The following is a 12,440-nucleotide window of genomic DNA, read 5'->3' on the forward strand; positions in this document are numbered from 1 at the left end:
AGCTTGGGACGAATGTTCCAGGTTTCGGTGAGGTGAGGCGCCGCGCTCAGGCCGCCTGCTTGGCGCCGGCCGCGCCTTCGATCACGCCGAGGATGTCGCTCTCCTTCATGATGAGCAGATCCTGGCCGTCGATCTTCACTTCGGTGCCCGACCACTTGCCGAACAGCACCACGTCGCCGGCCTTGACGTCGAGGGCGACCAGTTCGCCCTTCTCGTTGCGGGCGCCGGGGCCCACGGCAACGACTTCACCCTGCTGGGGCTTTTCCTTGGCCGTGTCGGGAATGATGATCCCGCCGGCGGACTTCTGCTCGGCTTCGATGCGCTTGACCACAACGCGGTCGTGCAGAGGGCGGAAACCCATGGGGGAAACCTCCAGTTGGTTGCTGATTTCACAGTCACGGAAGCCGGATCCGTCCGGCTCTGCGGGCATCTAGGGCCCCGCCAGCGCAGCCGCAAGGGGGACGATGCACTTTTTTGGCACTCTTTATAAGTGAGTGCTAATTCCGACAAAAATGCTGCGCTGCAAATGGGTTAACGAGGCTGACCTGTTGCCGGACATCGGGCGGTGGGTTCAGGGCTGTGGTGACGCTGGCTTGTCAGCAGTCCCGGCTTATCGCTGCTAGCACCTTGTTTTTGCAGAAGGAAACCATTCTTTGACCTTGGCTCGCGCAAGCTTGTGAGCCGACACTGGATCGGCAGGCTTCCCAAGGTTCGCTGCCCCGCGCACCGGACCGGCCCGAAGCCCGCATTCAGGCGACGTTGCGAACGGAGGTCTTGCCGATGGCATCCCAGGTTGCATCCCGTTTGGAGCAAGGTGGCGTGAGCGAGGATTTCAGGCTGCAGCTGGAGGGCTATGGCCTCGCCACTGCTGAAATTCTCTACCGCATGCCCGATCATCCGGTCCTGCTGCAGACCTTCCTTTGGCAGGACTACGATCTGTGCCCCAAATTTCCTGAGCTGAACCGCTTCCTGGAATTCTGGCAGCGGGAGATTGAAGGGCCACTGCATTCCGTGCGCGTGGTCCATTGCGGCCTGATCAAGCCAGCGGAACTGCGTGCGGTCGACGGGCTGTTCGTGCTGCATTAGGGCGAGCCGGGGCCCGCCGGCCTGTTGCGGATGCCGGCGATGGGACCTCGCTTCCTGCGCTATTCGTCTTAGAATGAGCGTGCGGCGAGAAGCGTGCGCGCCCGGCGGGGGTTGGGCGCGCACGCTGACCCGTGATCTTCCTATATCCATGCGGCTGCCAAGGGTGTGGCGGAGGGGTGTGGCGGCGGGTCGCCCACAATGCCCTCACACCGCCGCTTTCTCGGTGCTAAGTAGGGCGCGACCCAGCGGAACACGTCGCCCCTTCCCGGCGCCGTCAAAGAGGCAGCATTGGATCACCGAGCCCCCAGAACATCGGAACTGCTCGCCGCGGTATTGTCCGCGCAGGAGGGGGAGAAGGTCGCGATCGGCGATCTGGTGAATGCGCTGCGCAACCGCGCCTTCGGCATCCTGTTCCTCATCTTCGGCATTCCCAACTGCATCCCCATGCCGCCGGGCATTCCGGTCATCTGCGGCATCATCCTCGGCCTCATCGGCCTGCAGATGGCCATGGGCCGGCAGGAGCTGTGGCTGCCGGAGAAGATCGCCAAGCGCACCTTCTCCCGCTCGATGCTGGAGACCATCGTCAACCGCTCGCGGCCTTATATCGAGCGGTTCGAGTCCTTCTCCCGGCCGCGTTACGAAGCGTTCGCGGGACCGACCGCGCGCCGCGTGGTGGGAGCGACGGTGGTGCTGCTGGGCTTCATTCTGCTGCTGCCCATTCCCTTCCTCGGCAATCTGCCCCCGGGCTTCGCGGTGTGCGTGTTCGGGCTGGGGCTGGTGGAACGCGACGGGCTGGTGATCCTGGCCGGCTTCGGTGCCACCGTGCTCGGCCTCGTCATCACCGGCCTCATGAGCTGGGCCATCTGGCAGGGCGCCATCGCCATCTTCTGATCCCTTTCCCGCCGGGCAGTTCCGCGCGGATCGCGCGGGCCCCCGGCCTTGCCGTGTCTGTCCCTGAACCATGCGTGTTGATGCCTTCGATTTCGATCTGCCGCCTGAGCGGATTGCTCTGAGGCCGGCGGAACCGCGGGAAGCCGCGCGCCTGCTGGTGGTGCGCCCCGGGGGCGCGCCCGAGCTGAGCGACGCGCGGGTGGGCGATCTGCCGTCCTTCCTCAATGCCGGTGATGTGCTGGTGGTGAACGACACCCGGGTCATCCCCGCGGCGCTCGCCGGCACCCGCAGTCGTCCCGACGGCAGCACGGTTCAGATCGAGGCGACGTTGGTCAAGCGGCGGGATGCTGCCAGCTGGACCGCCTTCGCCAAGCCCGCCAAGCGTCTGCGCCCGGGGGACGTGATCCATTTCATCGGCCGTGACGGCTCCACCCTGGATGCCACGGTGCTCGACAAGCGGGAGGGCGAGGTGGACCTCGGCTTTGCTGTGTCCGGCACGGCGCTGGATGTGGCGGTGGCCGGGGTGGGGCACATGCCCATTCCCCCCTATATCGCTGCCCGCCGGGCGGAGGACGAGCACGACCGCAGCGACTACCAGACCCTGTTCGCGCGGGTGGATGGCTCGGTGGCGGCACCCACCGCCAGCCTGCATTTCACCCCGGCGCTGATGGCGGCGGTGAAGGCCCGCGGGGTGGAGGTGGTGACGGTGACCCTGCATGTGGGGCCGGGCACCTTCCTGCCGGTGAAGGTGGAGGAGACAAAGGACCACCGCATGCATGCGGAATGGGGCGAGGTTTCTCCGGAAACGGCCGCCACGCTCAACGCGGCACGGGCGCGCGGTGGGCGCATCGTGACGGTGGGGTCCACGCCCACGCGGCTGGTGGAAAGCGCGGCCGACGAGAATGGGGTGGTGCGTCCGTTCATCGGCGAAACCGACATCTTCATCACTCCCGGCTATCGGCTGCGGGCGGTGGACGCCATGGTGACCAACTTTCACCTGCCGCGCTCCACCCTGGTGATGCTGGTGGCGGCGGTGGTGGGGCACGAGGTGCAGAAGCGGGCTTATGCCCATGCCATCGAGACGGGATACCGCTTCTATTCCTATGGCGATGCCTGCCTGCTTCTGCCAAAAGCGGCCCCATGACCTATACGCCCACCGATAGCTTCTCCTTCTCGCTCACCGCCACTGATGGCGCGGCCCGCACCGGCTTCGTGCTGACGCCGCGCGGGGCCATCCACACTCCTGCCTTCATGCCGGTGGGCACGGTGGCGACGGTGAAGGGGCTCTATTTCAACCAGGTGCGCGCGACCGGGGCGGAGGTGGTGCTGGCCAACACCTATCACCTGATGCTGCGGCCCGGCGCGGAACGGGTGGCGAAGCTCGGCGGCCTGCACCGCTTCATGGGCTGGGGCGGGCCGATCCTCACCGATTCCGGCGGCTTCCAGGTCATGTCTTTGTCCGGTCTTCGGAAGATGAGCGAGGAGGGGGTGAGCTTCCGCTCCCACGTGGATGGCGCCACCTATCACATGAGCCCCGAGCGCTCGGTGGAGATCCAGGGGCTGCTGGGGGCCGACATTCAGATGCAACTCGACGAATGCGTGCGCCTGCCGTGTTCGGACGAGGAGGCGGCGCGGGCCATGCGGCTCTCGCTGCGCTGGGCGGAACGCTCGAAGCGCGCGTTCGAGGCGCAGCCCAAGGGCCGCGCTTTGTTTGGCATCGTGCAGGGCGGGGCGGTGCCGCAGCTGCGGGTGGAATCCGCCTGCGAGCTCGCGGCGATGGACTTCCCCGGCTATTCCATCGGTGGCCTTGCCGTGGGCGAGCCGCAGGATGTGATGCTGGCCATGATCGAGACGGTGGAGCCGCACCTGCCCATCACCAAGCCCCGCTATCTCATGGGGGTGGGCACGCCGGACGACCTTCTGGAAGCGGTGAAGCGCGGCATCGACATGTTCGATTGCGTGATGCCCACCCGCTCCGGCCGCCACGCATTGGCATTCACGCGCTTCGGCCGCATCAACCTCAAGAACGCCCGCCACGCCGAGGACCCGCGCCCCCTGGACGAGGAGAGCGACTGCCCGGCGCTGCGGGATTACTCCCGCGCCTATCTCCACCATCTGGTGCGCAGCGAGGAAATGCTCGGCTCCATGCTGCTGTCGTGGGCCAACACCCATTATTACCAGCACCTCATGGCCGGCGCCCGCGCCGCCATCGCCGACGGCCGCTATGACGATTATGTGGCCGGGGTGAAGGACGGCTGGGCCAGGGGCGACCTGCCGGCCTGGGAGGGATAGGCTCCGCAGGTTGTGCCGGCGTGCTCCAACGTTTCTCCCATTGAATAAACGGACAACCGTTTTATTCTAGTTGCGCTTCCCACCGCCAAACGCGGAAGAACAAGGGGGAGGCGAGGGAGGAAACCGATGCTGCCGAACAGTCCCGCCGGATTCGATTTCGATCTCGGCGAAACCGCCGACATGCTGCGCGACACCGTGCGGGCCTTCTCCGATGCGGAGATCGCCCCCCGCGCCGCCGAGATCGACCGCACCAACCAGTTCCCGCGGGACCTGTGGCCCAAGCTTGGCGCGCTCGGCCTGCATGGCATCACGGTGGAGGAGGAATATGGCGGCTCGGGCCTCGGCTATCTGGAGCACGTGATCGCGGTGGAGGAGATCTCCCGCGCCTCCGCGTCCGTGGGCCTGTCCTATGGCGCCCATTCCAACCTCTGTATCAACCAGATCCGCCGCAACGGCTCGGCCGAGCAGAAGCGCACCTATCTGCCCAAGCTCATCTCCGGCGAGCACGTGGGCGCGCTCGCCATGTCGGAGCCCGGCGCCGGCTCGGACGTGGTGTCCATGCGCACCCGGGCCGAGAAGAAGGGCGACCGCTACATTCTCAACGGCTCGAAGATGTGGATCACCAACGGTCCCATCGCCGAGACCCTGGTGGTCTATGCCAAGACCGACCCGGCTGCGGGCACCCGCGGCATGACGGCGTTCATCGTCGAAAAGGGCTTCAAGGGCTTCTCCACCGCCCAGAAGCTGGACAAGCTCGGCATGCGCGGTTCCGACACCGGCGAGCTGGTGTTCGAGGATTGCGAAGTGCCGGAAGAGAACGTGCTCGGCGCCGTGGGCAAGGGCGTCAACGTGCTCATGAGCGGCCTCGACTATGAACGCGCGGTGCTCGCCGCCGGCCCCATTGGCATCATGCAGGCCTGCATGGATGTGGTGATGCCCTATGTCCACGAGCGCAAGCAGTTCGGTGCGCCTATCGGCACCTTCCAGCTGATGCAGGGCAAGATCGCCGACATGTATGTGACCATGAACGCCACCCGCGCCTACGTCTATGCGGTGGCCAAGGCCTGCGACCGCGGCGCCACCACCCGCGAGGACGCGGCCGGCGCCATTCTCTATGCCGCCGAAAAGGCCACCTGGATGGCGCTGGAAGCCATCCAGACCCTGGGCGGCAACGGCTATATCAATGATTATCCCACCGGCCGGCTGCTGCGCGACGCCAAGCTCTACGAGATCGGCGCCGGCACCAGCGAGATCCGCCGCATGCTCATCGGCCGCCAGCTGTACGAGAAGACGGCCTGAGGGGCCGGGCGCCATGCCGCCAGCGTCCGGTCTTCTAAAGGGCCGGACGCTCCGTTAGCCTCCGTGTCGCGCGTTCGGGGATCGGCCTCGGGGCGGCGGGGGCGCGGGCATGGATTCGTTTTTCACCTTGTCGAAGACCCTGTGGTTCCTTGCAGCGCCTTCCAATGCGCTGGTGCTGGCGGTGGTGCTGTCGCTGCTGCTGATTCTCGTCGGCCTCAGACGGGTGGGGCGCGGGCTGCTGCTTCTGGCGACGCTGGGCCTGCTGGTGTTCGGCTTCTCGCCCGTGGCCAACTTCATCATGTCGCCCCTGGAGGAACGCTTTCCCCAGTTTCATGATGACGGCCAGCCGATTACCGGGGTGCTGCTGCTGGGCGGCGCCGAGCTGCCGGACATTGGATTGGCGCGCGGCCAGCCCGCCTTTTCCGAGGCCGGCGAGCGGGTGATCGCGTTCGCCGATCTGGCCCGCCGCTATCCGCAGGCGCGTCTGGTGTTCGTTGGCGGCAGCGGCGCCCTGTTCCCCGATGGCAGGGGCAAGGAAGCCGCCATGATGCGGCAGAGCCTCAACGTGCTGGGCATCGCGCCGGAGCGGGTCGAGTTCGAGGAGCTCTCCCGCAACACCGCCGAGAACGCGGCCTTTGCCGCTGAGCTGGTGAAGCCGAAGCCGGGTGAGCGCTGGTTGCTGGTGACCAGCGCCTTTCACATGCCACGCGCCATGGGCTGCTTTCGCGCGGTGGGCTTTCCGGTGGTGGCTTATCCGGTGGACTACCGCACTGTCGGGCCCGACGCTCTGGACGATACCTTTTCCCGCGCCGCCAGCGGGCTCGATTTCACCGACGTGGGGGTGAAGGAATGGGTGGGCCTCGTCGCCTATTACCTCAGCGGCAAGACCCGGACCCTTTTCCCAGGGCCGTGAGCCTTATTCGTTGTGCGGCAGGCCCAGCCGATAGACGCCGCGCAGCTCGGACGGGTCGATGACCTTGCCCTTGCGATAGATCAGCAGCTCGCCACGGGCCACCAGAGCCAGCGCGCTGCGGCGCACCTGGGGCAGGGCGCGCTGCCACTGCTCGCCCGGCAGCACCGCCAAGGCCACATCCATGGGCGCGATGGTTCTGCCCGGGCCGCAGGCCCCCGCTAGCGCCAGGATGGCGCGCTCGACGGCTTCAGGATCAAGGCCGGGGACGGCCGAAGGGTGGGAATCAGCGCTCGTGGCGCCGGAGTGATGGCTGGTCATGGCCCCTTAGTAGGGGAAAACGGAAAATTTGATAATGCGCCGCAGCACATCGGTCTGTGGATGCGATCCTGCCGAAAAACATTTCGTAACAGAATGTTACGCCCGCCGACTCGGGCTCTCGGCGAATGTGGCTGCATTAAGGGTGGAATGTGACGCTTCATGACACCCCTTGTTTTGGGGTTGAGAAAATCCTAAGGGCAGAGGTGTTGCGGTGCCTCGCCCCTACGCCTGGGCCGCGCCTTTGAGGAAGAAGAGCCCCTGAATCGCATCATGCACATCACTGAAGCTCGCTCTTGCTGGGGTGTTGCGCGCACCGCGCTCACCGTTTTCGTCGTAGGTGTCGTGGTGGTCTATCTCTTCGGCGGTTTCCAGACCGCCGCGCTGCTGGCGAATTGACCACCCCTGCCGGGCCGCGGCGAGCCTGCCGCGCTCGGTTCTGAAACGTCACGCAGCCGGGCCTCCTTCGGCCCGGCGCGATTGCACAGAGATCTTGCGCACAGGCACTGCGGCGAAGCAGGCCCCGCCTTTCGTTCGCCGCGGTGGCGCCCTAAGAGGGACCATGACGTTTGGCCTTCTCCCTTGCGGCCCTCTCCAATGACTCTCCATCTTCTCAAGCTTTGTGTCGGCGCCACGTCGATTGATGATCTGCGGGCCTGGATCGGCGAGCAGCAGGCCATGGCCGCGCGCGCCGGTCGGGCGTTCGAGCAGCAGCACGTCACCCGCATGGTGCCCAATCGCAAGGATGAGCTGCTGGACGGCGGCTCGCTCTATTGGGTCATTCGCGGTGAGCTGGCGGCCCGCCAGCGCCTGCTCGATATTCGCCCGTTCACCGATGGCGAAGGCATCCGCCGCTGCGCGCTGGTGCTTGATCCAGACGTGGTGGCGGTGCGCCCGCGTCCCTCGCGGCCGTTCCAGGGCTGGCGCTATCTGAAAGCCACCGAGGCGCCCCAGGACCTGGGCGCCGGCCGGGAAGAAGTGGCACCGGACATGCCGGAGGAGATGCGCCGGGAGCTGGAGCAGCTGGGCCTGCTTTAGCGGCGGTCTTTCAGTCCAGCACCGCCGCCTTGAGCAGGCAGACCATGAAAGCATGGGCCGGGCCCGGCCCGCGATTGCGGATGATGTGGCGCCGATCGCAGCGGTAGCGCACGGTTTCGCCTTCCTTCACCGTCTCGATCACGCCGCCGACCTCGACCTCCAGGCTGCCCGACACTACCGTGAGGCATTCCACCGAGCCGCGCTGGTGGCCATCGGAATCGAGCTCGCCGCCGGGTTCGGCCTGGAAGTCATAATATTGCAGCCACTCGACAGTCTTGATCCAGCCGATGATGGACAGGCGGCACAGCCCGTCCTCGGACACCAGCATGGGGGTGTCGGCGCGGGTGAGCTTTTCCACGAACGGCGCATCATCGCTGGAGGCGAGCACCCGCTCCACGGACATGTCGAGGGCCTGCGACAGGCGCCACACGGTGGCGAGCGTCGGGTTGGTCTCGTTGCGCTCGATCTGGCTGATGATGGACTTGGCCACGCCGGACTGCTCGGCGAGATCCGAAAGCGACAGATTATAGGCCTTGCGCAGCCGCTGGATGGTCTTGCCCAGCTGGCCGGTGATCGCCTGCGCTCCGGTTTCGAGCGTGCCGCTCCCCCGCTCTCTCACTGCCATGCGCGCGATCCTTTCCTCCGAACAAACGTTCGCAATCCCGGACGATAGCGTCTAATCCGCTGGCGGCAAGGGCTGCGCGCGTCATTGCACCGGAAGCACAGAGAAATCGCGTCACTGTCTCCAGAGGGCGAAGAAATGGTGCACGGGGCCGTGCCCGGAGCCGACTTCGAGGGTGTCGGCGGCGGCGATGGCGCCGGTGATATAGGACTTGGCGCGGGCGATGGCGGTCGGCAGGTCGGTGCCGCCGGCGAGACCGGCGGCGATGGCGGATGAGAGGGTGCAGCCGGTGCCGTGGGTGTTGCGGGTGGCGTGACGCGGCGCCGCAAAGCGCGTGGTGTCTTCGGGCGTCACCAGCAGATCCACACTTTCGCTGCCGCTGCCATGGCCCCCCTTCATCAGCACCGCCTTGGCACCGAGCGCGATCAGGCGGCGGCCCTGGTCCTCCATCTGGGCTTCGTCGGCGGCGGGGTCGGTGCCGAGCAGGGTGGCGGCCTCCGGCAGGTTGGGCGTGATGACGTCGGCCAGCGGCAGCAGTTCCTCTCGCAGGGTGGAGAGGGCGTCGTCGCTGAGCAGGCGTGCGCCGGACGCGGCCACCATCACCGGATCCAGCACCACCGCCGGTGGCGCGTGGCGCACGAGCCCCGCCGCGACGGCCCGGATGGCGCCGGGACGGGAGAGCATGCCGATCTTCACCGCCGCCACCTTCAGGTCGGCGAACACCGCGTCCATCTGGGCGGTGATGAAGGCGTCGGGCACATCGTGAATGGCGGTGACACCCTGGGTGTTCTGCGCCGTCAGGGCGGCGATAACGCTGGCGCCATAGACGCCGAGCGCCGAAAAGGTCTTGAGATCCGCCTGGATGCCGGCGCCGCCGCTGGAATCAGACCCGGCAATGGTGAGGGCGATGGGCGGCGGGCGAGAGGGCAAGGCCGGTTCCTTATGGCTGGCTCGAAACGGGACCTGTCTTAGCGCATCCCTGCCGGGCGGTGAACGGCACGGTCACCGTGCTTGCGCCGCGGCCGGCTTTTGTCCACCTTGGCGGCGCAGTTCCTGCGGAGTGAGCCGTGATCCCGTTTTTCGTTCAGATCAAATGTCAGCTCGGTCGGTCGTACGAGGTGGCGGACGCCATCGCCGATGCGGAGATCGCCTCGGAGGTCTATTCCACCGCCGGTGATTTCGACCTGCTGGTGAAGTTCTATGTGGAGCCGGGCGTCGACATCGGCCAGTTCGTGAATCAGAAGGTGCAGACCATTCCCGGCATCCAGGACACCCGTACGATCATCACCTTCAAGGCCTTTTGAACCCGCGGCCGCTGCTTGCCGGGGCGGTTCGCGCCTTGAAATGTCCGCGCCGCGGCTGTGTTGCCTGGATGTGACGTCTGCACCCGCATTACAGCCCCTAGGCGGGACGTGATTTGCGGAGGAGCCCGTCCCGCGTTATGTGCCCATCAGCGAGAACTCGCGCCGTGGGCGGCGCGCGAGAGCAGAGGGCACGGTATGAGTTTGGCCTATAGGGCCGATATTGATGGCTTGCGGGCCATCGCTGTCGGTAGCGTGGTTCTTTTCCATGGCCATATTCCAGGCTTCACCGGCGGCTTTGTCGGGGTGGACGTTTTCTTCGTCATCTCCGGCTTTCTGATCACCTCCATCCTCTACCGGGACGTGTCCGCCCATCGCTTCTCGCTGGTGGACTTCTACGACCACCGGGTGCGGCGCATCTTCCCCGCGCTCTTCACCATGCTCGCCGTGGTGACGCTGCTGGCGGCAGTGGTGCTGACCCCGCGGCAGATGCTGGCCTATGCGCAATCGCTGGTGCCATCGGCCCTGTTCTTCGCCAACATCCATTTCGAGAGCGTGCTCGACTATTTCGGCCCGCGCGCCGACGAGGTGCCGCTGCTGCACCTGTGGTCGCTGGCGGTGGAGGAACAGTATTACATCCTGTTCCCGGTCACCCTGTTCGTGCTGCTGCGCTACGGCAAGCGCACCGTGGCCGCCGGGGTGATCGCGGCGCTCACCATCGCCTCGCTGGTCTATGCCCAGTGGGCGGTGCGCGAGGCGCCCTCGGAAGCCTTCTTCTTCCTCACCAGCCGTGCCTGGGAACTGTTCGTGGGCAGCCTTCTGGCGCTGGTCGCCTGGCCGCGCGTGTCGGCTCGGGTGGCGGGCTGGATCGGCCTTGCCGGTGTGGTCGCCATCATGGCACCGGTGTTCCTCTACAGCCGCGACACGGCATTTCCGGGCCTCGCCGCGCTGCCGCCGGTGCTGGGGGCGGCCGCCCTCATCTATGCCGGCAAGCAGGCGCCGGAAGGGGCCGTCACGCGGGTGCTCAGCCATCCGTGGTTCGTTTATGTGGGGCGTATCTCCTATTCGCTTTATCTTTGGCACTGGCCGCTGCTGGTGCTGGGCGCCGATTTCAAGGGCAGCCACCTGACCTATTGGCAGGCGGGTGGCGTGATCCTGCTGTCGGGGGTGATCTCCGGCCTCTCTCTCAAATATATCGAGACGCCGCTGCGCCGCGCCACCATCTTGCGCGGCGTGCGCTGGGCGCGGATTGGCGCCGGCGCCCTCGCCATTCTGGCCACCTTCGGCGCGGTGAAGGTCATCGACTATGTCGGCGGCGGTCTGCGCGCCATCTCGCCGCGCGCGGCGGCAGCCGAAGAGGCCATTGCCACGGCCCGTGCCAACGGCCGCAACCTCTGCAACGCCTCTCCCAAGAGCTGGTCGCCGGACAAGATGAGCCGCATTTCCGATTGCGCCATCGGTCCCGACGCGGCCAAGGGCCGGTATGACGTGGTGGTGTGGGGCGATTCCCATGCCGGCGCCGCCTTCCGGGGGCTCGGCCAGGCCATTTCGGAAATGGGCTACACCGCGCGCCTGCAGACCATGCCGGGCTGCCCGCCGCTGATCGGCGGCCGGCCTCTGCGCAAGCTGCATCCCGGCCATCTGTGCACCGATTTCAACAATGCGGTCATGGACGAGATCCGCAAGATCCACCCCAAGGTGGTGGTGCTGGTGGGCCGCTGGTCCTTGTGGACGGTGAATTCCGGCGAGTCGTTCTGGCTGGTCAGCGATGATCTGCCCGATGGCGAGGTGCGCTCGCGCCAGAACAGCACCCGGGTGTTCAACCACACGGTGGATCGCACCGTGGAGGAACTCACCAAGATGGGCATCAAGGTGCTGCTGGTGGGCCAGACCCCGGAATTCGCCCAGTCTCCCAACCAATGCGTGATCAAGCGGGAAGAGAAGGGCGAGGAGTCCCAGTCGTGCACGGTGGTCGGCCGGGCGCGGGCCATGCTGTCGGTGGGGCCGGCCAACGCGACGCTGACGCAGGCGGCCGCCAACCATCCCGGCGCCTCGGTATTCCTGCTCTCCGACGTGTTTTGCAACGACGAGAAGTGCATCGCCGCCGATGGCGACGACTTCTATTACGTGGACGACAACCACCTCTCGCCCCTGGGCGCGCGGCATGCGGTGAAGAGCGAGGCCATGCAGAAGCTGCTGCGCCAGCTGCTCGGCACCGGCGATAAGGCCAGCGCCAGCCTGCATTGAGCCGCCGCACCGGCGACCAAATGAAAAGGCCGCGGCATCTGCCGCGGCCTTTTCATTTTCGGGCGGAGTGGGGTCCGCGATCTCAATCGCCGTTGAGAAGGCTCGCCAGCTTGAGGGCGACGCCCTGCGAGCCTTCCACCTTCAAGCGTCCGGTGGAGAAGGCCAGCATGGGGCCGATGCGGCCGCGCACCAGCTTCTCCAGGGTATCGCTGGAGAGCTTCAGCACCGCATCCGCCTCGCCAGCGCCTTGGCTGAGGTCGGCAGCGCCGGAGGTGGCGTCCAGCAGGATGCTTTCACCCGCGTCGGTCAGGTCGAAGCGTACCTTGTAGCCCAGGGTCGAGAGGCTCTCGGCCCGCTCCTGCATGGCCTCGATGAGGGTGGGGATGTCCGCCATGTTCGGTCTCTTTTCGTGGACAGGGCCGGCCCGGGCCGCGTG

The 12,440-nt window shown here is 66.5% G+C and carries 15 protein-coding genes; 10 read left to right on the forward strand and 5 right to left on the reverse strand.

What is annotated here, in order from left to right; translation table 11 throughout:
- Positions 1 to 46: 46 nt before the first annotated feature.
- Positions 47 to 361 (reverse strand): co-chaperone GroES, encoded by a 315-nt coding sequence (groES, locus tag MEU52_RS19950; protein ID WP_238123141.1) that lies wholly within the window; start codon positions 359 to 361, stop codon positions 47 to 49.
- Between the two features lie 419 nt (positions 362 to 780).
- Between groES and MEU52_RS19955 the strand changes: the two genes are divergently transcribed.
- The 6 genes from MEU52_RS19955 (at position 781) to MEU52_RS19980 (ending at position 6,481) form a co-directional block, all read left to right on the forward strand.
- Complete coding sequence (locus tag MEU52_RS19955) at positions 781 to 1,086, forward strand: usg protein (protein WP_238122900.1); 306 nt, start codon at positions 781 to 783, stop codon at positions 1,084 to 1,086.
- A gap of 288 nt (positions 1,087 to 1,374) precedes the next feature.
- Positions 1,375 to 1,977, forward strand: a complete 603-nt coding sequence (locus tag MEU52_RS19960; RefSeq protein WP_238122899.1) for an exopolysaccharide biosynthesis protein — start codon at positions 1,375 to 1,377, stop codon at positions 1,975 to 1,977.
- Between the two features lie 70 nt (positions 1,978 to 2,047).
- The gene (gene queA, locus MEU52_RS19965) at positions 2,048 to 3,121 is read left to right on the forward strand and encodes a tRNA preQ1(34) S-adenosylmethionine ribosyltransferase-isomerase QueA (protein ID WP_238122898.1); all 1,074 of its coding nucleotides are present in this window, start codon (positions 2,048 to 2,050) and stop codon (positions 3,119 to 3,121) included.
- The gene (gene tgt, locus MEU52_RS19970) at positions 3,118 to 4,269 is read left to right on the forward strand and encodes a tRNA guanosine(34) transglycosylase Tgt (RefSeq protein WP_238122897.1); all 1,152 of its coding nucleotides are present in this window, start codon (positions 3,118 to 3,120) and stop codon (positions 4,267 to 4,269) included. Before queA ends, tgt begins: the two co-directional genes overlap by 4 nt.
- Positions 4,270 to 4,395: 126 nt before the next feature.
- Positions 4,396 to 5,568 (forward strand): isovaleryl-CoA dehydrogenase, encoded by a 1,173-nt coding sequence (locus MEU52_RS19975; protein WP_238122896.1) that lies wholly within the window; start codon positions 4,396 to 4,398, stop codon positions 5,566 to 5,568.
- Positions 5,569 to 5,677: 109 nt separating this feature from the next.
- Positions 5,678 to 6,481, forward strand: coding sequence for a YdcF family protein (locus tag MEU52_RS19980; protein WP_238122895.1), 804 nt, complete (start codon positions 5,678 to 5,680; stop codon positions 6,479 to 6,481).
- Positions 6,482 to 6,484: 3 nt separating this feature from the next.
- On the opposite strand, the gene MEU52_RS19985 is transcribed toward MEU52_RS19980, so the two are convergent.
- Positions 6,485 to 6,799, reverse strand: a complete 315-nt coding sequence (locus tag MEU52_RS19985) for a DUF3253 domain-containing protein (RefSeq protein ID WP_238122894.1) — start codon at positions 6,797 to 6,799, stop codon at positions 6,485 to 6,487.
- Positions 6,800 to 7,069: 270 nt separating this feature from the next.
- Between MEU52_RS19985 and MEU52_RS21870 the strand changes: the two genes are divergently transcribed.
- Entirely contained in the window at positions 7,070 to 7,195 is a 126-nt protein-coding gene (locus MEU52_RS21870) for a hypothetical protein (protein WP_273546340.1), read from the forward strand.
- 198 nt (positions 7,196 to 7,393) lie between these two features.
- Entirely contained in the window at positions 7,394 to 7,834 is a 441-nt protein-coding gene (locus MEU52_RS19990; RefSeq protein WP_238122893.1) for a DUF1489 family protein, read from the forward strand.
- 10 nt (positions 7,835 to 7,844) lie between these two features.
- Here the strand turns inward: MEU52_RS19990 and MEU52_RS19995 are convergent, their stop codons facing one another.
- Positions 7,845 to 8,459, reverse strand: coding sequence for a helix-turn-helix domain-containing protein (locus MEU52_RS19995; RefSeq protein WP_238122892.1), 615 nt, complete (start codon positions 8,457 to 8,459; stop codon positions 7,845 to 7,847).
- Positions 8,460 to 8,570: 111 nt separating this feature from the next.
- Positions 8,571 to 9,386: a bifunctional hydroxymethylpyrimidine kinase/phosphomethylpyrimidine kinase gene (thiD, locus tag MEU52_RS20000; RefSeq protein ID WP_238122891.1), complete on the reverse strand. Its 816-nt coding sequence runs from the start codon at positions 9,384 to 9,386 to the stop codon at positions 8,571 to 8,573.
- A 137-nt stretch (positions 9,387 to 9,523) separates the two neighbouring features.
- Here thiD and MEU52_RS20005 point away from each other — a divergent pair, with 137 nt between their 5' ends.
- Together MEU52_RS20005 and MEU52_RS20010 are read left to right on the forward strand one after the other, a co-directional pair.
- A complete protein-coding gene (locus tag MEU52_RS20005) occupies positions 9,524 to 9,760 on the forward strand; it encodes an Lrp/AsnC ligand binding domain-containing protein (protein WP_238122890.1) in 237 nt (78 codons plus the stop codon).
- A gap of 195 nt (positions 9,761 to 9,955) precedes the next feature.
- Positions 9,956 to 12,004 carry an acyltransferase family protein gene (locus tag MEU52_RS20010; RefSeq protein ID WP_238122889.1) on the forward strand — a complete coding sequence of 683 codons (2,049 nt, stop codon included), beginning with the start codon at positions 9,956 to 9,958 and terminating at the stop codon, positions 12,002 to 12,004.
- Between the two features lie 82 nt (positions 12,005 to 12,086).
- On the opposite strand, the gene MEU52_RS20015 is transcribed toward MEU52_RS20010, so the two are convergent.
- A complete protein-coding gene (locus MEU52_RS20015; RefSeq protein WP_238122888.1) occupies positions 12,087 to 12,398 on the reverse strand; it encodes an SCP2 sterol-binding domain-containing protein in 312 nt (103 codons plus the stop codon).
- Positions 12,399 to 12,440 lie beyond the last annotated feature (42 nt).

It is taken from the genome of Xanthobacter sp. NM-25, from assembly GCF_022138605.1.
In the GTDB taxonomy this organism is placed as follows: Bacteria; Pseudomonadota; Alphaproteobacteria; order Rhizobiales; family Xanthobacteraceae; genus Xanthobacter.

What these genes read in the sequence shown, in the direction of transcription:
- groES (WP_238123141.1), bottom strand. Translation starts at nt 361, where the DNA reads ATGGGTTTCCGCCCTCTGCACGACCGCGTTGTGGTCAAGCGCATCGAA.
- MEU52_RS19955 (WP_238122900.1), top strand. Translation starts at nt 781, where the DNA reads ATGGCATCCCAGGTTGCATCCCGTTTGGAGCAAGGTGGCGTGAGCGAG.
- queA (WP_238122898.1), top strand. Translation starts at nt 2,048, where the DNA reads ATGCGTGTTGATGCCTTCGATTTCGATCTGCCGCCTGAGCGGATTGCT.
- tgt (WP_238122897.1), top strand. Translation starts at nt 3,118, where the DNA reads ATGACCTATACGCCCACCGATAGCTTCTCCTTCTCGCTCACCGCCACT.
- MEU52_RS19975 (WP_238122896.1), top strand. Translation starts at nt 4,396, where the DNA reads ATGCTGCCGAACAGTCCCGCCGGATTCGATTTCGATCTCGGCGAAACC.
- MEU52_RS19980 (WP_238122895.1), top strand. Translation starts at nt 5,678, where the DNA reads ATGGATTCGTTTTTCACCTTGTCGAAGACCCTGTGGTTCCTTGCAGCG.
- MEU52_RS19985 (WP_238122894.1), bottom strand. Translation starts at nt 6,799, where the DNA reads ATGACCAGCCATCACTCCGGCGCCACGAGCGCTGATTCCCACCCTTCG.
- MEU52_RS21870 (WP_273546340.1), top strand. Translation starts at nt 7,070, where the DNA reads ATGCACATCACTGAAGCTCGCTCTTGCTGGGGTGTTGCGCGCACCGCG.
- MEU52_RS19990 (WP_238122893.1), top strand. Translation starts at nt 7,394, where the DNA reads ATGACTCTCCATCTTCTCAAGCTTTGTGTCGGCGCCACGTCGATTGAT.
- MEU52_RS19995 (WP_238122892.1), bottom strand. Translation starts at nt 8,459, where the DNA reads ATGGCAGTGAGAGAGCGGGGGAGCGGCACGCTCGAAACCGGAGCGCAG.
- MEU52_RS20010 (WP_238122889.1), top strand. Translation starts at nt 9,956, where the DNA reads ATGAGTTTGGCCTATAGGGCCGATATTGATGGCTTGCGGGCCATCGCT.
- MEU52_RS20015 (WP_238122888.1), bottom strand. Translation starts at nt 12,398, where the DNA reads ATGGCGGACATCCCCACCCTCATCGAGGCCATGCAGGAGCGGGCCGAG.